General features: G+C 37.0%; 21 protein-coding genes. 12 read left to right on the forward strand and 9 right to left on the reverse strand.

Translation table 11 applies throughout. The annotated features are described in order from the left end of the window. Position 1: 1 nt before the first annotated feature. The 3 genes from ACKWCD_RS08825 to ACKWCD_RS08835 all read right to left on the reverse strand — a co-directional run bounded on the left by ACKWCD_RS08825 (position 2) and on the right by ACKWCD_RS08835 (position 1,661). Entirely contained in the window at positions 2-607 is a 606-nt protein-coding gene (locus ACKWCD_RS08825; protein ID WP_413983575.1) for a TetR/AcrR family transcriptional regulator, read from the reverse strand. Positions 608-694: 87 nt separating this feature from the next. Then, positions 695-1,108: a hypothetical protein gene (locus ACKWCD_RS08830; RefSeq protein WP_413983576.1), complete on the reverse strand. Its 414-nt coding sequence runs from the start codon at positions 1,106-1,108 to the stop codon at positions 695-697. Positions 1,109-1,118: 10 nt separating this feature from the next. Continuing rightward, on the reverse strand, positions 1,119-1,661 hold the full coding sequence (locus ACKWCD_RS08835; protein WP_413983577.1) for an RNA polymerase sigma factor: 543 nt from the start codon (positions 1,659-1,661) through the stop codon (positions 1,119-1,121). A gap of 145 nt (positions 1,662-1,806) precedes the next feature. On the opposite strand from ACKWCD_RS08835, the gene ACKWCD_RS08840 reads away from it, so the two are divergent. Further along, positions 1,807-2,781 (forward strand): polyprenyl synthetase family protein, encoded by a 975-nt coding sequence (locus ACKWCD_RS08840; RefSeq protein WP_413983578.1) that lies wholly within the window; start codon positions 1,807-1,809, stop codon positions 2,779-2,781. 31 nt (positions 2,782-2,812) lie between these two features. Further along, positions 2,813-3,241 (forward strand): hypothetical protein, encoded by a 429-nt coding sequence (locus tag ACKWCD_RS08845; RefSeq protein WP_413983579.1) that lies wholly within the window; start codon positions 2,813-2,815, stop codon positions 3,239-3,241. A gap of 18 nt (positions 3,242-3,259) precedes the next feature. Here the strand turns inward: ACKWCD_RS08845 and ACKWCD_RS08850 are convergent, their stop codons facing one another. The 3 genes from ACKWCD_RS08850 to ACKWCD_RS08860 form a co-directional block, all read right to left on the reverse strand. After that, positions 3,260-4,402 carry a lycopene cyclase family protein gene (locus tag ACKWCD_RS08850; protein WP_413983580.1) on the reverse strand — a complete coding sequence of 381 codons (1,143 nt, stop codon included), beginning with the start codon at positions 4,400-4,402 and terminating at the stop codon, positions 3,260-3,262. Further along, complete coding sequence (locus ACKWCD_RS08855; protein ID WP_413983581.1) at positions 4,403-4,972, reverse strand: hypothetical protein; 570 nt, start codon at positions 4,970-4,972, stop codon at positions 4,403-4,405. Between the two features lie 78 nt (positions 4,973-5,050). Continuing rightward, entirely contained in the window at positions 5,051-7,342 is a 2,292-nt protein-coding gene (locus ACKWCD_RS08860; RefSeq protein WP_413983582.1) for a TonB-dependent receptor, read from the reverse strand. A 193-nt stretch (positions 7,343-7,535) separates the two neighbouring features. On the opposite strand from ACKWCD_RS08860, the gene ACKWCD_RS08865 reads away from it, so the two are divergent. The 8 genes from ACKWCD_RS08865 (at position 7,536) to ACKWCD_RS08900 (ending at position 14,573) form a co-directional block, all read left to right on the forward strand. Next, positions 7,536-8,192, forward strand: coding sequence for a metal-dependent transcriptional regulator (locus tag ACKWCD_RS08865; RefSeq protein ID WP_413983583.1), 657 nt, complete (start codon positions 7,536-7,538; stop codon positions 8,190-8,192). Beyond that, complete coding sequence (locus ACKWCD_RS08870) at positions 8,158-8,973, forward strand: transporter family protein (protein ID WP_413983584.1); 816 nt, start codon at positions 8,158-8,160, stop codon at positions 8,971-8,973. Before ACKWCD_RS08865 ends, ACKWCD_RS08870 begins: the two co-directional genes overlap by 35 nt. Positions 8,974-8,982: 9 nt before the next feature. Beyond that, on the forward strand, positions 8,983-9,804 hold the full coding sequence (locus ACKWCD_RS08875; RefSeq protein WP_413983585.1) for a ZIP family metal transporter: 822 nt from the start codon (positions 8,983-8,985) through the stop codon (positions 9,802-9,804). A 151-nt stretch (positions 9,805-9,955) separates the two neighbouring features. Continuing rightward, positions 9,956-11,074 carry a hypothetical protein gene (locus ACKWCD_RS08880; protein ID WP_413983586.1) on the forward strand — a complete coding sequence of 373 codons (1,119 nt, stop codon included), beginning with the start codon at positions 9,956-9,958 and terminating at the stop codon, positions 11,072-11,074. A gap of 130 nt (positions 11,075-11,204) precedes the next feature. After that, the gene (locus ACKWCD_RS08885; protein WP_413983587.1) at positions 11,205-13,244 is read left to right on the forward strand and encodes a S9 family peptidase; all 2,040 of its coding nucleotides are present in this window, start codon (positions 11,205-11,207) and stop codon (positions 13,242-13,244) included. Further along, complete coding sequence (locus ACKWCD_RS08890; protein ID WP_413983588.1) at positions 13,245-13,694, forward strand: hypothetical protein; 450 nt, start codon at positions 13,245-13,247, stop codon at positions 13,692-13,694. Between the two features lie 6 nt (positions 13,695-13,700). Then, a complete protein-coding gene (locus tag ACKWCD_RS08895) occupies positions 13,701-14,123 on the forward strand; it encodes a DUF2141 domain-containing protein (RefSeq protein ID WP_413983589.1) in 423 nt (140 codons plus the stop codon). An 84-nt stretch (positions 14,124-14,207) separates the two neighbouring features. After that, entirely contained in the window at positions 14,208-14,573 is a 366-nt protein-coding gene (locus ACKWCD_RS08900; protein WP_413983590.1) for a SnoaL-like domain-containing protein, read from the forward strand. Here the strand turns inward: ACKWCD_RS08900 and ACKWCD_RS08905 are convergent, their stop codons facing one another. Then, entirely contained in the window at positions 14,574-14,972 is a 399-nt protein-coding gene (locus tag ACKWCD_RS08905) for a hypothetical protein (protein WP_413983591.1), read from the reverse strand. 267 nt (positions 14,973-15,239) lie between these two features. Here ACKWCD_RS08905 and ACKWCD_RS08910 point away from each other — a divergent pair, with 267 nt between their 5' ends. Further along, the gene (locus tag ACKWCD_RS08910; RefSeq protein ID WP_413983592.1) at positions 15,240-15,752 is read left to right on the forward strand and encodes a hypothetical protein; all 513 of its coding nucleotides are present in this window, start codon (positions 15,240-15,242) and stop codon (positions 15,750-15,752) included. A 59-nt stretch (positions 15,753-15,811) separates the two neighbouring features. Further along, positions 15,812-16,198 carry a DUF423 domain-containing protein gene (locus ACKWCD_RS08915; protein ID WP_413983593.1) on the forward strand — a complete coding sequence of 129 codons (387 nt, stop codon included), beginning with the start codon at positions 15,812-15,814 and terminating at the stop codon, positions 16,196-16,198. Between the two features lie 3 nt (positions 16,199-16,201). Here the strand turns inward: ACKWCD_RS08915 and ACKWCD_RS08920 are convergent, their stop codons facing one another. Both ACKWCD_RS08920 and ACKWCD_RS08925 read right to left on the reverse strand, forming a co-directional pair. Continuing rightward, a complete protein-coding gene (locus ACKWCD_RS08920) occupies positions 16,202-18,853 on the reverse strand; it encodes a DUF5916 domain-containing protein (RefSeq protein WP_413983594.1) in 2,652 nt (883 codons plus the stop codon). A 103-nt stretch (positions 18,854-18,956) separates the two neighbouring features. Then, positions 18,957-19,670 carry a DUF4097 family beta strand repeat-containing protein gene (locus ACKWCD_RS08925; RefSeq protein ID WP_413983595.1) on the reverse strand — a complete coding sequence of 238 codons (714 nt, stop codon included), beginning with the start codon at positions 19,668-19,670 and terminating at the stop codon, positions 18,957-18,959. Positions 19,671-19,703: the final 33 nt, after the last annotated feature.

Genomic DNA, 19,703 nt, shown 5'->3' on the forward strand with positions numbered 1-19,703 from the left:
GCTATCCTTGATTTGAATTGATGATTTTGTTTAATATTTTTCGTCCTTTGGGAGTTACAATTCCTCTAAGATGGTATTCCAAATAATCATCCATGAGTTTTGATACAGGAAATTTATTCACTGGGAAAACATGAATGTCTTTAATGCTATTTACTCCTGAGAAATAAATTCGTGAAACAAATTCGATGTCTAAGTTTTCTCTATAAATTCCCAATGAAATACCTTGTTTAATATTATCGACAACACATTCCTGCATCATTTCAAACTGCATGTCGCGTAAGGTTCCATGAACTTTTGGATAATATTTCTGTAGTTGATATTGGGGAGAGGATTTTTCATCTTTTAAGTGAACCATTACAAACTTCTTAATTTCATATAGCTCCTCGATAGGGTTCTTTTCTAAACTGCAAATATGGTCGATACCGCCAGAAATTATGTGAAAAAGATGCATTGAAGTATCTTCTACCAGCTTAGTCTTGTTTGCGTAATGTGCATATATGGTTTTTTTGGAAATGCCCATTTTGTTAGCAATGTCGTCCATAGTAACACTCTTGAAGCCATAGTTCAAGAACATATCTGTCGCTTTATGTAAAATCTTTTCCTTCATGACGTTTCGGACGCCAAATATAGGACAGGAAACTTTAAAAACATTTAAAGTTTCCTAAGTTTTACATTTTTTTAACATATGAGGTGACTAATATCCTTGTTCATTATTTTGTTCCCTTTCTACGTAAGCTTCAAAGGCTTTCTCTCCTTCTTCTTTCCAGAATTTATCATAAAACTCCCATTTCGAAAAGTCACTTTTGCAAGAATCGTTCATCTTGTTTCTGAAATGTTTGCGCCCTTTTTTAGAATGTTTTTTATGGCCCTTACCTTCAAAATTTCCAAACAATAATTTGGCCATTACTAGTATTCCTACCCCTTGCCAATAACTTAAGCTCGGAAGTCCAAAGACTTCAGGCATGAGCCAATTCCATAATAGCATAAATCCATAACCAAATAGTAATAGAAATACTATCGCCGCTATAATCATAAAAAATACTTTGAAGGCACCGCGGAAGAATTTTTCGGCTTTGCCTTTTACTTGATGTTCTACATATTCTTTCATAGGTATAATTTTAATTCTTAGTTTCTTTTTTTGTTTCTAATTCTTTGAACAGTATTGCAATTGCCCGGTGACGTTGTGACATTAGAGTCCCTTTTGGAATGCCTGTTTGCATTGACAACTCACTATAGGTGTATCCCTCAAAATCAATTGCTTTTATAATGTTTCGGTATACAGGTTTTAAATTGATAATTGCTTTTTTGAGTTCCTTTTTCATGTCTTCGGAATATCCGTTATCTGATTTTCCATAAAACAGTTCGGTGAAACGGCTTAACTTTGTCTCCATATCATTTTCAATGTGTACTTGCTCTTTTTTAGTTCGCATGATGTCTATAATTCTGTTGCGTATGGAATTATAGACAAAGCCAGCAATATTATGTATTGGGGAAGCCGTATCAGGTCTTGAGAATAATTTTAATGCTACGTCCTGGACAATATCTTCAGCATCTCTATCTGACGCATCATCAATTCTTGATTGCGTATAGGTTTTTAATGAATGATATTCCTCATTAAAAAAGGTCCTTAGATTTTTATAGTTTTCTGAATCAGAAACCATTCAAGAGTTACTTTTTGATTGATCTTCAATTATAAAGACGACGAATTAAAAAACTATTGCGTTTTTAATCGGTTTTCTTTTGAACATTTGACGTTTATGTAACTTATTTGTAACAATGGACGTATTTTTGAAGAAAATCTGCTGCATGCATTCAATCGAACACTATCGAAATGAATTCATTTCGTATTTGGAGTCCAAAACCGTCACTAGAGAACCAATTAACCTTTACGAACCCATAACTTATATATTGAGTTTAGGTGGAAAACGTTTGCGCCCAGTCTTGGTTCTTATGGCTACCGAAGTGTTTGGAACGAACTATAAAAATGCACTTGATGCTGCTTTGGCTATTGAGGTTTTTCATAACTTTTCTTTGGTTCATGATGATATTATGGATGATGCCCCTTTGCGAAGAGGTAAAGAAACGGTTCATGAAAAATGGGATATCAATACAGGAATCCTTTCAGGTGATGCAATGCTCATCAATGCCTATCAATTGTTTGAAAATTATGAAGGTGAGACTTTTCGAGATTTGGCCAAATTATTTAGTCAAACCGCCATTGAAGTTTGCGAGGGGCAGCAATATGATGTTGACTTCGAAACACGTGATGATGTTACTCAAAAGGAGTACTTAAAAATGATTGAATTTAAAACTGCGGTTTTGGTTGCAGCAGCATTGAAAATGGGTGGTATAATTGCTAAAGCATCTATTGAAGACCAGAATAGCATTTATGAATTCGGTCGGAATTTAGGTATCGCCTTTCAACTTCAAGATGACTACTTAGACGCCTTTGGAGACCCTAAAACTTTTGGAAAACAAGTAGGTGGTGATATCATTGAGAACAAAAAGACGTTTCTATACTTGAAATCATTGGAAATGGGTACAGCGATTCAAAAGAAAGAACTTTCAGATTTGTTTTCCATTCAACCTCAAGACCCTTCTGATAAGATAAAAACCATTAAGAAGATTTTTGTCGAAAGTGGTTCTGCGGAGCGTACTCAGCAAGAAATTGAAAACTTTACAAAAAAGGCGTTTACTGTGCTGGATGGACTGAAAATATCTGATGATAAAAAAGATTTGTTGCATCTTTTCGGAGAGAATCTGATGCGAAGAAAAGTTTGATAAAATTAATGGTTTACGCAACTTTTTGATTGTGCGCGCATCTAAAGAATTACAAGGTGTAGGTGTATCCATCATGAAAAAAACTCTTCTTTTATTATTTGTCTTTTGTTTGATCAACTCATGCAGTAAATATGATATTCCTAAATGTGATTTTGATGATGCCACTCAAGATTTACTTTGGTTGAAAGATATAATTTCTGAAAGAGAAGCAAATCCAACCGAATACATGAGGTATTGTTATATTTCTCAAGCCAAGTTAAAAAGAAAGACTGTTTTTATTCTGGGTGATTGCAATCCAGCAATTAACAAAATTATCTTTGTGTTGGATTGTGAAGGAAATCCTTTGCAGGACAAGGACGGTCGAAATATCGGTGTATCTGAAGTAAACTTAAAAGATCAAAAGAACATTTGGCAACCTGATGATTTCGCTTGCGAGATGAACGGCAATACCATCAACTAAGCTAAACCATGAGACTGTCTAAAACATTCTTTTAAGAAGTGCCCTCATAAAGGGTTTTTTTGGGCAGCCTAAGATGTACTTTAAATCCTCCGGAAGAGATGTTTTTTCGTCTAAAAACTTAAAAATCAACTTTGGACTTCTATTTTTGAATAGCGTTTCAAAGATATGATAGCCATTTGCATTGTCTTTGTACAATACATCTAATAACAACAAATCATAAAACCAAAATCGATTTTTAAAACTCAAACTATGCAAAGGTTTTTTGGTTTTGATATATTCAAGTAATACGGGAATTTTTCTAGCTGTACTAGCGAAAGTGTACCCTGTGCTAGGTTTTGCCCAGCCACCTGCTGTCCCGATGTAACGTATGTTTTCTGTGTGATGCTCTTGAAAATCATAACAGGTCATGGGAATGCTTCCCATTTCGGTTTCAATGATTTCATATTCAGAACAATTCAAATCTTTTTCCAAATAGGACTTAATTGCATTTTTATATTCCTCCTTAGGAAGTAAATCCTTAGAAAACAAAGTGTATTCCAATAGCGCCTCATTCTCGGATGTCGGCAGCACATACATAAAACGCGTATTTCCCTTTTGAGGAATTGAAAAGTCCATGTACGTGGCTTGGTCAGTATCAAAAACCGATTTTTTCGTTTTTACAAACCAACCTAAAAAATGCTGCTGCAACACAGGATATTTACTTTGATACGTTGCCATTTTATAGTTGAAAATACTGTTGAAAACCTTCCTTCCGGTATAGATTTCTGTAGAGGTTGAAACTTTTACAATATCCCCATCATCTAATACCTCAGTAACTTCTGCCTGTTTGAAAACAAAACCGGGGTGAGTTTCTATTCTTTGCAAAAGCGTCCTGTAGAAGTCAATACCTCGAATCATTTTATAGGTATACGGGTTGATATTAAAGCGTTTTGAAAATTGTTTCCCACCAAAGTATATATGATTCCATTGTTTATTAACTATCGCATCGAATTGCCCTTCCCCCTTTTCCCAAAAGCACCAGGTGCGGTCATTGGTTTGTTTCGTATCCTTATCCAAAAGTAAAATAGATTTTCCTGCAAAGAAATCATCGGAAATCATGGCATCTGCAAGCATTAACCCTGCGGCACCGGCACCTATAATAATGTAGTCGTATTGATGCATCTAATCGGCACTTACTTTTCTATTTTTTTGTATCATCCAAAATCCAAATAACATACTCGAACTGATAAAAAGAAGTAGCATCATGTAGTGAAACCAATTGGGTTCAGCTCCTTGAAAATCTCCTTTCGCTCTTGCCAAATAGGTTACAAACATAACAATACTTACATAGTAAAAGTATACCAATTGCAGCGCAGGCTTTACCTTGTGCAATACAAACGGGGCAAAAACTATCATTACGTAAGCCAAAGCACCGCCAGCAAGCTTGGTTGGTACAAGCGGAATTTCATTCAGATATACATTAGTAGCCAAAAACCCAAAATGAATCAAGTGCAGCATCGCAAATAGTATTAAACCATTTCGAAAACTCTTATTCTGTGAGACGGAGGAGGGGAATGATTTAGCAAATAAATAAAAAACAAACAAAAACGTAAAAGCGGAGAGGCGACCCGAAAATCGAGCTGCGTAGCGAAAAGTTACCTCTGGTGACGTATCTGCCCAATATGATATCGAGAAAATGACCAATTCAGCAAGAATACCAAGTAGCAAGAGGTTTTTTAAAGAGCGTTTCATCTTTGCAACATATTACTTGGAAAGATAGGAAAATACTTGATGGATTAAATCAAAGCGCTTCTTAAAATATGTATGCTATTAGTTGATACGATAGCGAAGACCAAAAAAACCACGAATACCCTGATTTGGGCCATACACATAAGATGGGTCAAAAGTAAGCGCATTTGGGTTATCTGCCGTCGCAACCACGTCACCATTGCTATCAAAGGTCACATTCTTATCAAAAGGGTCATCTGCTCTTGCAATGATAAAAGGGTTGCCGCGATTAGGTGTCCAATCTAAAAGGTTTTTGATACCTCCATAGAACTCAAAATTGTCAAGTCCTTTATAGGTGAATTGTATGTTTTGAATGCTCCAAACCGGGGAGAAATCGCTTCGTGGGTCATTCTCACCGAGGGTTGGCAAACGCATTGGTCCGTATAGGTTTCCAGTATAATCAACACTTAATTTTAGATTTCTAAAGTTGTAGCCAAAATTCCATGTTCCGGTGTAGCTTTCGGTTAGTATTTGGCGTCTTGAAACTCCGTTTTCAGTCTGTCTTACATCTTGGAGGGTGGCTCCCAATGAAAATTTAAATCCCGAAGGAAAAACGGCATCGATATTGGCACTTATTCCTTGTGAAATTGAAGTCCCGTTTAAATTGTCATATATGATTTGATTGGGGTTGGTATCGTAATCTGGTAGAATAGCATTGCTAAAGTTTGTATAGAAAACAGAGGCATCAATCGTAGCAAAAGTACCATTGTCGCCATATATCTTTTTCAAATAATTAAGGTTTACATTAAAGGAACGTTCGGGTTCTAATGCTTCGGTTACAATCACATCTCGGGCACCGGTGAGCGCAGCATGGTCTTCAGTAAAAAGATTGACGACTCGAAAACCGGTACCTGCGTTTAGGCGGAGAATATCATTGTCGGTCATTTTCCAACGGTAGGCGGTTCGGGGCGTGAAGATATTTCCGTGACGGGTGTCATAATCATACCGTACGCCTACTAAAAGGGAATGTTTTTTTGCCAAACTAATTTCATCTTGCACAAATAGACTAGGAATAACCACTTCATCAGCAGAAACAGTTGCCGTAGTATTGTCATCATAATAGTTGTACCGTAGCGCACTACCCACCAATACATCATGTTTGCCCACTTTTTTGTCCCAAGTCAATTGCGTAAAACCAATGCGTTGGTCTGCCAGATAGGGAACATTGCCATAAACGGAGTTCTGTGCGTGGTCGTTATAAGAGAAAGAAAGTAGCAATTTCTCTTTAACAGGCAATTGGTATTTGCCCAATACTTCCCAACGTCTGGTATAAATACTTTCACCATAGATTTCATCGCCGCCTCTGAATTCGGGTGTCCATTGCAATTCGCCGCCCCATCTATCTTCGTAGAAAAAACGACCTGCAAGTGAAAAAATGCGATTTTCTTTGCGTTGAAAACTCCATTTTTGAAAAACAGAAATACGGTCTTGAAGGGTTAAATCGGTAAAGTTGTCTCCGTTATTATCAATTATCTCGTCATAATTGAAATAGTTTACACCCAAAAGTAGGTCTGTTTTTTTTCCAATATTGATTTTACCTCCTAGGTCTAGATTGTATTCGCCCCATCCGGTTAGAAAAGCGTCTGCGGCAAAATCAGGAGCTTCTAACGAATTTTTGGTGATAATGTTAATGAGTCCGCCAACGGCTTCACTGCCATATAAACTTGAAGCAGGGCCTTTCACAATTTCGATTTGTTCAATTAAAGAATTCGGAATTCCCGATAATCCGTAAACAGTTCCTAAGCCACTTACAATGGGCATTCCATCAATTAAGACTAGGGTGTAAGGACCTTCCAAGCCATTGATATGAATATCACCCGTATTACAAACATTACAGTTGATTTGAGGACGTACACCATTCACATTTTGCAATGCTTCGAAAATACTGGCGGTCGGATTCTTTTTCAAGAAAGTGGGACTATATACTTCCACAGGAACCGGACTCTCAGAACGACTTACTGCTTTAAGAGTACCTGTAACCACCATTTCTTCTAGCTGCTCTGAGGTTGCGGTCAGTTTAATGGGAATGTTCAATTTCTCATTTGCGCCAATAGAAATACTTTTCGAAAAGTCGTTATACCCTAAGACGGTGACTTTTAATTTATATTTTCCCTCAGGAATATTCTTCAAAACATATATTCCCTCTTCATCAGAAGAAGTACCCAAAGTAGTTCCTTCCAAATAGACATTCGCGAAAGGAACAGGTTCTCTATTATCTAGAATGACTCCTTGAACTTCAGACTTTTGGGCCTGAACTGAAAAAGAGACAAAGCAAAAAACCCCCGTAAGAAGGTAAACAAGTTTTTTCCAAATCAAATTTTGTTTTTCTGTCACTATAAATTTAAATTTAGACAAAGCTAAATATTTGTTTTTATATATAAAAATGTATTTTTGTTAATGAGATACCCCATTAGTAGGTCCAAATTTGAAATTGGTGTAAATCGAATTAATTCCGCCGAAGGGCGGAATCTCATGAAACAAATCGAAAGTTATCTCGACTTCTTTCATGGTGCTAAGTAAAATATTTATGACACTTTCTGAGGAAGACTATATCAAAGCGATTTACCACCTAGGCAAGGGAGAGAACACCACAGTTTCTACCAATGCCGTTGCGCAACAAATGGAGACCAAGCCTTCTTCGGTAACCGATATGGTGAAGAAACTATCGGAAAAGGGAGTGGCCAATTATAGACCCTACAAAGGTGTTAGTCTAACAGAATACGGTCAAAAAATTGCACTTTCCTTAGTACGAAAGCATCGTCTTTGGGAAGTATTTTTAGTAGAAAAACTAGATTTTTCTTGGGATGAAGTACATGAGGTAGCTGAACAGTTGGAACATATCAAAAGTGAAAAGTTAATAGACCAGCTTGATAAACATTTAGGTTTTCCGCAGGTTGACCCGCATGGAGACCCCATTCCTTCAAAGAAGGGAGAGTTTAAAAAGACGATTAAGAAATTATTGAATGAGGTGCCCACAGGAACCAGTGGAATATGTGTTGGAGTAAAAGATTCATCGCCACCATTCCTTAAATTCTTAGATAAAAATAAGATAGCATTAGGTGATACGATTTTGGTTTTAGAGAAAGAGGAATTCGATGGTTCTTTATATATTCGGATAAAAGAATCTAAGATTCATATATCCAATCAGATTGCTTCGAACCTTTATCTCAAAATCACCGCCTAAGTTCTATACCAGCGACTCTTTTTTATTGTTGATGGTGTTATTGTTGGTTTCCGGAATTTGCTTGGCTCAAGATGTCATCGAATCACCAACAAGCACGGTTAAGGGAACGGCACAAATTGAAATTGCCTCGTCCTATGAATCGTTCAAAGAAGGTAATGAGAAAAGTGTAGGATATACAGCTGGTTCGCTGCTGTTCTTGTATGGTGTTTCTGATGCCGTTGAAATCCGTTTTGGAATGGATTTTCAACAAGATGGCGTTCGAGTAAATGGAAGAAAGCCGACTAGTGTTGAAAGTGGCTATACGCCTTTACAAATCGGAGTAGGTGCTGATTTAATTAAGGAAAAAGGGATTTTCCCTAAAATTAGTTTTATCGGTGATATGTTTTTACCGTCCACCGGTGGAAGTGATTTTAAACAAGATAAGTTGGGTTTTGGATTGAAAGCGGGATTTTTTCACAATCTAGGTAAGAGCCATAACGCTCAGTTAAATTATAATCTCGGTGCAGATTTTGGTAATGATGATTTGGCCTATTTCTATGGCATAACCTATTTATATAATATTGGTTCGATAGGGGGAGCATATTTAGAATTGAATGGTAATTTGCCTGATGATTTTTCGCCTAATCATTATATCAGTGCCGCCTTTTATTGGACACCAACAGCGAACATACAGTTTGATACGATTGTAGGAAGGGGAATTAATGCAGACCAAGATTTTTATCTAACCGGTAGGTTACAGATTTACATTCCGAATACTAAAACGAAAACAACCAATCAATAAATTACAATTATGCAACAGGTAATTGACTATTTTGAATCGATAAATCCTATTCTGGCAGCATTTTACGCCACTTTGTTCACTTGGGGTTTAACTGCCGCAGGTGCAGCTCTGGTCTTTTTCTTTAAAAACCCTAAAAGGTCAGTGATGGATGGCATGCTTGGTTTTACCGGCGGCGTCATGGTAGCCGCAAGTTTTTGGAGTCTTTTGGCGCCAGGTATTGAAATGAGTCCGGGTGAAGGTTTTGTAAAAGTAATTCCTGCCGCTGTGGGCTTTTTATTAGGTGCTCTTTTCCTCTTCGGATTAGATAAAGTTTTACCCCATTTGCACATTAATTTTAAAGAATCGGAGGCAGAAGGAATTAAAACACCTTGGCATAAAACCACACTTTTGACCTTGGCGATTACCCTACATAACATTCCGGAAGGATTGGCCGTTGGTGTACTTTTTGGTGGTGTAGCTGCAGGCTTTGACGGCGCAACAATAGGTGGTGCTGTTGCCTTGGCTTTGGGTATTGGCTTACAGAACTTCCCAGAAGGTTTCGCTGTCTCAATGCCCTTAAGAAGACAAGGTCTTACGAGAAGGCGAAGTTTTATGTATGGTCAAGCGTCGGCCATGGTTGAACCGATTGCCGCTGTAATTGGAGCTTGGGCGGTTATTACTTTTCAGCCAATTTTACCATATGCCTTAGCTTTTGCAGCTGGAGCAATGATTTTTGTAGTGGTAGAAGAAGTAATTCCTGAAACTCAACAAGACAAACACTCTGATATTGCTGTAATGGGCTTTATTGCAGGTTTTATTGTGATGATGACTTTAGATGTCGGTCTCGGTTAATAGTTAACCAACACACTTCATAGACGAAATAACCCGCATCAGCTAAAATAAATTGCAAGTCGATTATAATTCCTTTTCTTGTTAGATTCTCCCCAAGAGATGTCTTACGGAACACCTATTTCATTGCATGCGATTAAACAATTCGCGGGTTATGATAAAAGTGAGACAATATAGAATCCTTTTTTTTATTAGCTGTTTTTTCTTAGGATGTACACTAATTTTGGCCAATGTAACTAATGAAAGAAAGCCCGTTGATACTTTTTCAATACCTTTTGTAAAAGTTTCTGATTCGATTACGTCTAAAAAGAAGCGAAGAGAATCAAAGGCAAGGCTATCCTATTTGCCGAATAAGACCTATTTGACAAACCTTCGAAAAGATATTTCTGAAGCCGCGAGAAGAGAAAAAGGGAATTCGGTTAGCACGAATAGTTTTGTAATAAATAATCGATTGCAACCTAGTACTCTTTCGAATCTGATAAGCTTTAATATTTACGATAAAGCCTTAAACACGCATAGTTTTTCAGGTACCCAAAGTACCATGAATCCGCTTAATTTTACTTTCGAAAATACGGTTAATACGAAGCTTGAATTATACGGTTTTGAGTATCGTTTTAAAAGAGCTGAAAGCAAAAAATTTGGGTATTTAGCGAGGGCTAGATTCGAGCGAGATAATAATAGTAAGTCTTATTATCAGTTGGGTATAGGTGTGAACTCCATAAAAGACAGGGCTATTAATTTGTTGGGGTTGGAACATTTTCCTGTTCGAAGCGGACCAGGACATATTCTCGAGATTTACCGAACTCAATTGGCAAACTACAATGAATTTCAATTGACCAAAAGACTAAAGCAAATTGCTTCATTTGAAGGAAACTATTATAGTGATGTAGAAGGAGATTTCCTTATTTTGTCACGTACTGAATACCTAGCCATTGAATCAAGTATGTTTAAAATATCGCCTTTGATTGAAGCTGCCTACGGTTTGGGTAGTATAGATCGTCGTGATGGCTATCCGTATTGGATGGCTGACAGACGCATTTATGGCGGTGGTGGAATATCATTAGGCATTGGATCTGAAACAAGTGCCTTTCAGATGATCGCTGACGCTTCTGTTTTCAGCGAAGTTGGTCAGGTTAGTTTTGAGCGATATACCGGAAATCTATCTTATCGAATTAAAAATTTTTCAACTGTGAATGTAGGGTTCGAAGTGTATACTATTGAAAATTTTTATTCGAATGTATTTCAATTAGGAATGGTGTATAATTTCAAGTAATTCCATCCTTTTTTAATGATTCCCTCTAATAACCATTTAGCAGGGATAAAACAATTATTCTAAAGGTTGACAATGCTTGTTGAAGTGTTTGGTATTGCTTAAGTTTAATACTTATTTTAAAACTAACATCATGCGTCTTCAACTTCTTCTGACTTCGGTTTTTTCATTTTTTCTTTTAAACAGCATTCAAGCCCAAAAGGCAACCTTCTCTTCAATGGATGTATTTGATTTACAATATGCCTCTAGTCCACAAATTTCACCTGACGGAGAATGGATTGTATATAGAAGAATGCAATTTGACATCATGAAAGATAAAGCTGTTGGTCAGCTTTGGATGATTCGCTCCAATGGTTCTCAACACCAAAAACTCACTTCAAGAGAAGTAAGTGAATCAGGTGCAAAGTGGTCTCCAAGTGGAGACCGATTGGCTTTTACAAGCAGCACAGATGAAGGTTCCGAGATTTATATATATTGGACAGGCTCAGGGAAATTAGCAAAAATGACACAGCTTCCTTTTAGCCCAAGCTCTCTTACCTGGTCACCAAAAGGAGATAAGCTTGCCTTCTCTATGAATGTGGAGAAAGCTCCACCAGTCATAGCAAAAATGCCTAAAAAACCAAAAGGTGCTAAGTGGGCAGAGTCACCAAGAATTACAGATCGCTTATATCATGAAGCAGACGGAAGAGGTTATCTCAAACCTGGTTTTAATCATATTTTTACAATACCAACAGATGGTGGTGCTCCTCGTCAAATAACTTCAGGAGACTTTCATCATCGTGGAAGGTTATCCTGGTCACAGGATGGGAGGTATATTTATTTTTCAGGGAACCGCAACGAAAACTGGGAGTACGATTTTCGAAATAGTGAGATCTATTCAGTAAGTAACATTGATGGCAGTTTTAAAACATTAACCGATAGAAAAGGTCCAGATTCAAGACCTACCGTTTCACCAAATGGAAAATATATTGCCTATGTAGGCTATGAAGACAAAGTTCAGGCCCATCAAGTGAGAAAACTGCATGTTATGAATGTAGATGGAAGCAATCAAAGAGTCATTTCGGAAAGTTTAGATCGCATTGTTGAGAATGTGGTTTGGGATGCTAAAAGTTCGGGGCTCTATTTCTCCTATGACGATAAAGGCAATAGTAAAATAGCACATATTTCCTTAGAAGGAAAAGTAACTAAACTGGCGGATAATATGGGTGGAACTTCCATCGGGAGACCTTATGCAGGTGGTTCTTTCAGCGTTTCAAAAACTGGCAGTATTGTTTTTACGCAAAGTCGACCTGATTATCCAGCTGAACTTGCTGTCTTAAAGCCTAAGGCCAAGAATATTACTAAAATAACCTCTTTAAATAAGGGTCTGTTAGACTATCGAGAGTTGGGTAAAGTCGAAGAAGTTTGGTACAAGTCTAGTTTTGACCAGCGCGATATTCAAGGGTGGGTAGTGTACCCTCCAAATTATGATGCTAGCAAAAAATATCCCTTTTTGGTTGAGAATCATGGCGGTCCTATTTTGAATTATGGAGATCGTTTTTCTGCAGAAATGCAATTGTATGCCGCTGCCGGATACATTGTTTTTTACCCGAATGCTCGTGGAAGTACCAGTTATGGAGAAGAATTTAGCAATCTGTTATACAACAATTATCCAGGGGAAGATTATAATGATACGATGGATGGAGTTGATTTTTGTATTGCAAAAGGAATAGCTCATGAAGATCAATTATTTGTTACAGGAGGAAGTGCAGGAGGCATCATGTCAGCTTGGATGATTGGGAAGAACAATCGCTTTGAAGCTGCTGTAGTAGCCAAACCAGTTATGAACTGGATTAGCAAAACCCTAGTCGCAGATAATTATTTTGGATATGCCAATAGCAGATACCCAGGTCAACCTTGGGAAAATTTTGAGGGTTATTGGAAATTTTCCCCACTTTCTCTCGTTGGTAATATAGAAACACCTACCATGGTTTTGGTGGGCATGAACGATTTGCGAACACCACCTAGTGAGGCCAAACAGTTGTATCATGCGCTAAAATTGCGAAAAATACCAACAGTTCTAGTCGAAATACCAAGCGCAAGTCATGGTATCGCAAACCGCCCCAGTAATTTGATTACTAAAATTGCACACACTTTGGCATGGTTTGAGAAGTATAAAGAACCAAAAGAATAAATGGCTACAAAAAAAAGACATTGGCTTTGGAACATAGTAATCGTACTAACGGTTATTGTCTGTTTAATGGCCTTTGCCGCCCATTATAAAAACTGGACGCGCATTGAACCAGATAAAATGACTATCCTCTCAGGTATCTATTATCATGATTTGAAATATAAAGATTTAGACAAAGCGGAGTGGGTAGATAAGATTCCTCCGATGGTTCGTCTCAATGGTTTTTCAGCATTTGAGAAAGGGAAAGGGGTATATCAAGAGTTTAAAGACACCTTAACAGATAAAAAAGTGTATGTTTTTGTAGATAACTTTGAACACCCTAAAATCCGTTTAGTAAACAAAGATGCTTCTCAACTTTTTTTAAACCTTAAAGATTCATTAGAAACTATTGAGATGTTTGATTTTTTAAATGACAAAATAGAACTTCAGGGTAAAATGTCTGAAGGAAATTAAATGTATATGCTTCAGCCTAAAATTTTATATTTCCTATTTTTCTCCTTTTTACCATTTATGATAGCAGCGCAAAACACACTTACGATTGTGGCTGAAAATGTTCAGTCTTCAGATGGATTAATTGCTGTTGGAGTCTATATTGATGCTGCTAGCTTTTTAAAAGAGGGTAAAGAGTATACAGGTGTCTTTGCGAAAGCAGAAAAGGGTACAACACGTATTGAACTTCCTAATTTGCCCAATGGTATTTATGCGGTCTCGATTTTTCATGATGAAAATGGAAACAAAGCAATGGATACCAACTTCTTCGGTATTCCAAAAGAACCTTTGGGTTTTTCCATAGGAAAATTGAAAACTTTTGGTCCCCCCAGTTTTGAAGAGTGTTCATTTGAGATGACTTCCGATTTTGAAATAAAAATTCCCCTCAAATAAACCAATTTCTAAGGTTTTGTTAATCTCTTGTTTTTAAGGGTTGTGTGTTGTATTTTGATTTTCTAATCAATAAAAACAACAATCATGGAAACAAAAGAAATCGCAGAAAGACTAGTCAAATGGTGTAAAGAGGGAGATTTTGAAAAACCTTATCAACATCTATATAGCCCTAAAATTATAAGTATTGAAAACGATGGAAAATCAGAAGGCGGTTATGTAGAAGGCTTTGATGGCATTCAGAAAAAAGGAGAATGGTGGAAGGAGAATTTTGAGGTGCACAATACGACGGTATCAGAACCCATTGTAGCCGACAATTGGTTTTCACTGAGATTTGAAATGGATACTACACATAAACCTTCAGGGCATAGATCTACTATGTCTGAAATAGCTGTTTTTGAAGTCAAAGAAGGTAAAATTGTAAAAGAACAATTTTTTTATGATCAAGAATAGCTATTTATATGTAGTTATTTTGATGACTCCATTGGCCGCACGCGAGCCATAGAATGACGCATCCGAAAGAGATAGTATCTCTACTTTTTTTACATTTATAGTTACAACTAGGTCATTAACCGCTTTGAATGAATTTCCAACGGGGTAATTATCTAAGATATATAACGGTTCTGTATTTGATTGTATTGAAGTGTTGCCTTTTGCTAAAATAGGAACCCCTCCTCTTAAAGTTATACCTGAAAGTCTTCTAATTCGATTTAACAAGGTAATTGATTGTCTATTTTTTTCGTTTAGGGTTTCTTGCAATGGTTTTTCATTTGAAGTAGTACTTGAGCCCGACTTACAAGAGGTAATTGCCAATGTAAAAATTACTAATAGAAAATAGCTTAGAAATTTCATGGTTATTCTGTTTCTTCAAACTTACAATTAATTGATATTTCATTTGTTAACTTAAGTAGGAAATTTTTACTTTCACCCTATTATTTTTTTTAAGAAAATTATCGATCAGGCAACACATCTATCTGAAAATTGAGAATAATGTTAAAATAACTTAAAAAACCAATAAATAACGAGTTTAATCGTTAAATAGATTAAGAATTTAAAGATCGTCATGTAGGCGCCCTTGTAATTATACCAACCCAAATTTAACCAAAATCTACTACCACTATGAAAGCATGTTCCTGCTTCGTATTGATATACCTATTTTTAGGTTTATCTTCTGCAAACGCCCAAAAAAGCGTCGATATCGACGGGCGTTTACAACCTATTCTCAATGAGTTTTTCGAAGAATGTAAAAAGTATGATATTGATTATAATGAAAAACTATTTCAGTTGAAGAATATCGATATATCAAATTCTTTACCCTTAGAAGAAAACAATACAGTTTTGGGTATGGTCACACGTGATTCTGAAGGCAACGCTGAAAATATTTTAATCAACTGGGCGGCCATGTTAGACCCTGAGATGCTTAAGGTGGTGGCTTTTCATGAATTTGCACATCACTTCTTAGATTACAAGCATACTTGTCAAGACTGTAATGAAATTATGGCAGTAACCAATACGAGTTATTTCGATATCGCAAGAGATTGGGAAAATCAGGTAGAGAATTTGTTTATGACCTCTCCAGTTTATCTTACCAAACAAACCCAGCAACCAGTTGCGGCAATATCTCTGCAATAACCAATTTTCTATAGTAAAGAACATCTCTGGTTTACTTATTTTAGAGCCAAATTATCAATATGGTACTATTAGCTCAATGTTTAGGTGCTCTTTATGGTTTATTAGCGGTTGTTTTTGGCGCCTTTGGTGCGCATGCCCTTAAAAAATCATTTTCAGAAGAACGGTTGAAAAGTTTTGAAACTGGTGTGAAGTACCAGATGTATCATGCAATTCTTTTGTTGATACTTAGCTTCAACTTAAACCTTACTACTTCCCATGAGAAGTTTATGATCTACTGTTTTATTATCGGAACTTTTCTTTTCTCTTTCAGTATTTATGGATTAACGCTAAGCGCATCCAAAGGAAAAAAAATAAAACTTTTAGGACCAATAACCCCCATAGGAGGGCTACTTTTGGTAATAGGATGGGTTCTGTTGTTATGGTCTTTTATTCAAAACATTGTTTGAATACTAAAGAACAAATCTATAAGTTGCCTTCACCAAAAAGATGTTTTGAGGTTTTTCGTCATTGAAAATGCCATCTCCTAAATCCTTAAAAAGCTCGTTTTGAGGATTACCAGATTGAGATACATCTTGTGACCATACCAAGAAGATTTCTGACCCCGGAATATATTCCCAACGTACTACTAGATTGGAACGAAACTGTACAAAGGAGAAATCAGGATTACTGAATGTAAAATCGGCTACGTTATCTAAGTTTCTATCTACTGAATATGTTCCGTCGGTTAATGCAATTTGATTTTGCGAGTATAGAGAGATTCGATCATTAAAACCTGCTGCTAGAGGGTTAACAACTTCTTTAAAGTCAGAGTACCGACCTCTAGAAATAAACGGTTGCCCCCAATATTGGATGGTAAGGTTTGGGTTAATAGTATAGTTTAAGCGTAAAGACATGCTCAAGGTTCTTTGTTCTATAGTTCCGTTTAGGTATGTGGTTTCTCCATTTGCATCAATATTATCGATATATTGAAGTTTGTCCATATTGATACCATATTCTGGATTTGCTGAGATGCTTAATGCATTAAAGGGCTGATAGGTAACTCCAAAGTCAAGGTTATATGAACTATAAGAATTATCTGCTCCTTTTCGCCCATTATGGAAAACGTTGAATCGCACTTTCTTTCTTCTATCTGTATTATACCCATTGAAGAAACCGATTTCTGAAGCTTGGCGTAGGCGAGGACCTCCCCGTAAGGCAAAGTTAGAATACTGTTTTGGGGCATAGTTAAAACCTATATTGGTGAACCAGTTGTTGTCCCAGTTTTGCCAACTGTTGGTGTTAAAACGAAGGCTATTGTGATTCCCGCCAAAATCCCAAACACTCCAGTGATTATAGTTTATACCTACCCGTCTAAAAGTTTCGGTTGGTTTTAGGGTTTGGTAACCAATCCATGTATAGTGACGAATATCATCCGCTTGACGCTGGAAGCCAATATCGTTTAGCTCTAATTCTGGTGAACGCCAAGTAGCACCTGTTTCGAATTTCCAATTTCCATTACCGACTTTTCCTAATTGTAAATTCCCTCCCGTGCCAGTCAATGAGGTCCGATTTTCATCTACAGACACATGGTCTGCGCCCACACGTTGAAATAGATGGGCAATCGATTGCTGTGTATTTGAAATGGCCTCTGTACTTCCATTCACTCGGCTAAAAATTAGGTTTCCACCTACATACCAATCACGTTCTTGCCATTGGTGTTTGAAATCTACACCACCTGTGAAAGCTGAATGGTGTAAAAAGTTCAGTTCTGGTGTCAGTTGGTCTCTGTTCGTGGCCGTGAAAATTCCACCAACGAAAGTGTTCCTATCATTAAAATCTTTTTGAATTCGACTCACGAAATAATTTGTCAGTGGTTCAACTACTTCTTTTCTGCGCTCTCCGTTATTATCAATAGTTGCATATTTCTTGGCAGTTACACTTTCCAAAACTCCTATGGACCAACCGTCTTTGGTTTTTCCACTGAATTTTGCCGCTCCTAAAATGGATGTGTTTTCTGGTTGGTCTACATATTCTCCATCTTCCGTATTTGGAAAACCTTGCGGACTTCTTCCAATTCGCCTTGAATAGAAAACATTATCAAATCCGAACGTATTACCAGCTTCTGATTGACTTACACGATAATCAAAAATGTTCTTATTTTCCACAAAGAAGGGGCGTTGCTCGCGAAAGAAAATCTGAAACCCATCTAAGGCAATTGCTGAAGGGTCAGCTTCTACTTGGCCAAAATCTGGATTAACAGTAAGATCTAGAGTTAAATCATTGGTGATGCCAATTTTAGCATCTAATCCGCCTGTTATTTGACTATCACCACCATCACGAAAAGGATTGCCGACCTCAGCTTCGAAGGTTTCCAATTTGGCAACTGTATAAGGTTGTATTTCAAGTTGTTTTTGAGGTACTAAATCGATTAATCCTTCTAAAAGGCCAAATTCACTTACAAAACCTGGGGTGTCTTGTTTGATGCGTTGCCAAGCGTATCGCTCTGCTCCTCTGAAATATTGACGGTCTACTTGAATGCCCCAAACCTGTTCCTTGGCTTTTCCAAATTTCAACTGGCTAAAGGGTATTTTCATTTCGGCTGTCCAACCTTCCTTATCGACGTTTGTTTTGGTGTACCAAATCGGGTTCCAACTTTCATCTTCGTTATTACCGTTTTCTGAGGTGAAAAAATCTGCTTTTACACCCGCGGCAGTGGCAATAAAACCGAAGGAACTTCGCTTATCGTGATAGCTGTCTATAAAAATACCTACCCAATCACCTTGAAACCCGTCACGTCTTGAGAGGCGCATTTCAATTTTGTCTGGGTCGCTGTCGTACGCTCGTATACCAACGTACAAGAACTTTTGGTCATAAACAATCTTAAATTTTGTCTTATGATCGGGCTTTGTATTTTCATCAGGTCTTCGTTCAACAAAGTCACCTTCCCATTCGACGACGTCCCATCCTGGGTCATCAATAATGCCATCTATTTCAGGAGATGCTACTTTGTCAAGAAACTTGGTAGTGTACGTTCTTTTAGTGACTACGTCGGTGGAATCTTGTGCAAAAAATATTGTTTGTGCAAAGAGTATTGCACAAACAGTAATCAAGTTGGTCTTCATGTTCTCGATTTATGATTGATGTGTCTTAAAGACTCGCAAATAGTTGAGTAGTTACAGTAAGATTTGATTTTAATCTTTTTTTAACAAATTCTTTTTTTAAGAATTACAGCCGTAAGTACATATTGCCGTTAATCGTATTTAGTTTTAAGCGATTGGAGGCATTTCCAAGTGTACCACTTATTTTTTGTCCCACATGACGATCAGTTGAATTGAATTTCAATTTCTCATCGGCGTAGATATCCCCATGAATGGTTTCTGCAACCATTTTTACATTGGTCATTTTTAGGTCTATTTCACCGTTGATAGTACTTAGGTCAAGTGCTCCTGAATATTTGGCAATGTCGATATCTCCATTGATAAGGTCTGCTTCAAATTCACCTTCAATGACTTCGGATTTTAAATCGCCATTAATACTACTAATTTTGAACCGAGCGTTTTTAGGAATGTAAATGACATAGTTGAATTCATACATATCACCCGTGTTGTAGTATCTCTTTTTTTTATCAGGATTGTTCTTGTTCCATTCCTCATGAAATGCTTTAAAGACAGGTTCGGCTTTTGACTCAATATGAATAGTGCTGGATCCTTCATCTATATCTAATTCATACTTGTCCTGAAATTTGCCGTCTTCAGTTGTAATGTCAGCTTTGAAGTAAACCGTAGATTTGTCCCAAGTTTTCACCTCAATAAGTGAGGCAAATTTCACTTCTACATCAATAAACTGATTTTTGTAATCGATGTTTTTTTCAATAATTTTCTGAGCATTTGTTGTAAGACTGATGAGGCCTAACATAAGGGCAATTGTTAATTTTTTCATGACTGTTCGTTTTTTACTCTGTCCCGAAATTTA

This window comes from Maribacter taeanensis (assembly GCF_047345145.1).
Classification (GTDB): Bacteria; Bacteroidota; Bacteroidia; order Flavobacteriales; family Flavobacteriaceae; genus Maribacter_C.

Excerpts from the sequence above, each read along its gene's own strand:
- ACKWCD_RS08905 (WP_413983591.1), bottom strand. The coding sequence starts at position 14,972 with ATGAAATTTCTAAGCTATTTTCTATTAGTAATTTTTACATTGGCAATT.
- ACKWCD_RS08910 (WP_413983592.1), top strand. The coding sequence starts at position 15,240 with ATGAAAGCATGTTCCTGCTTCGTATTGATATACCTATTTTTAGGTTTA.
- ACKWCD_RS08825 (WP_413983575.1), bottom strand. The coding sequence starts at position 607 with ATGAAGGAAAAGATTTTACATAAAGCGACAGATATGTTCTTGAACTAT.
- ACKWCD_RS08915 (WP_413983593.1), top strand. The coding sequence starts at position 15,812 with ATGGTACTATTAGCTCAATGTTTAGGTGCTCTTTATGGTTTATTAGCG.
- ACKWCD_RS08890 (WP_413983588.1), top strand. The coding sequence starts at position 13,245 with ATGGCTACAAAAAAAAGACATTGGCTTTGGAACATAGTAATCGTACTA.
- ACKWCD_RS08900 (WP_413983590.1), top strand. The coding sequence starts at position 14,208 with ATGGAAACAAAAGAAATCGCAGAAAGACTAGTCAAATGGTGTAAAGAG.
- ACKWCD_RS08840 (WP_413983578.1), top strand. The coding sequence starts at position 1,807 with ATGCATTCAATCGAACACTATCGAAATGAATTCATTTCGTATTTGGAG.
- ACKWCD_RS08835 (WP_413983577.1), bottom strand. The coding sequence starts at position 1,661 with ATGGTTTCTGATTCAGAAAACTATAAAAATCTAAGGACCTTTTTTAAT.
- ACKWCD_RS08830 (WP_413983576.1), bottom strand. The coding sequence starts at position 1,108 with ATGAAAGAATATGTAGAACATCAAGTAAAAGGCAAAGCCGAAAAATTC.
- ACKWCD_RS08875 (WP_413983585.1), top strand. The coding sequence starts at position 8,983 with ATGCAACAGGTAATTGACTATTTTGAATCGATAAATCCTATTCTGGCA.
- ACKWCD_RS08920 (WP_413983594.1), bottom strand. The coding sequence starts at position 18,853 with ATGAAGACCAACTTGATTACTGTTTGTGCAATACTCTTTGCACAAACA.
- ACKWCD_RS08850 (WP_413983580.1), bottom strand. The coding sequence starts at position 4,402 with ATGCATCAATACGACTACATTATTATAGGTGCCGGTGCCGCAGGGTTA.
- ACKWCD_RS08880 (WP_413983586.1), top strand. The coding sequence starts at position 9,956 with ATGATAAAAGTGAGACAATATAGAATCCTTTTTTTTATTAGCTGTTTT.
- ACKWCD_RS08865 (WP_413983583.1), top strand. The coding sequence starts at position 7,536 with ATGACACTTTCTGAGGAAGACTATATCAAAGCGATTTACCACCTAGGC.
- ACKWCD_RS08855 (WP_413983581.1), bottom strand. The coding sequence starts at position 4,972 with ATGAAACGCTCTTTAAAAAACCTCTTGCTACTTGGTATTCTTGCTGAA.
- ACKWCD_RS08895 (WP_413983589.1), top strand. The coding sequence starts at position 13,701 with ATGCTTCAGCCTAAAATTTTATATTTCCTATTTTTCTCCTTTTTACCA.
- ACKWCD_RS08925 (WP_413983595.1), bottom strand. The coding sequence starts at position 19,670 with ATGAAAAAATTAACAATTGCCCTTATGTTAGGCCTCATCAGTCTTACA.
- ACKWCD_RS08885 (WP_413983587.1), top strand. The coding sequence starts at position 11,205 with ATGCGTCTTCAACTTCTTCTGACTTCGGTTTTTTCATTTTTTCTTTTA.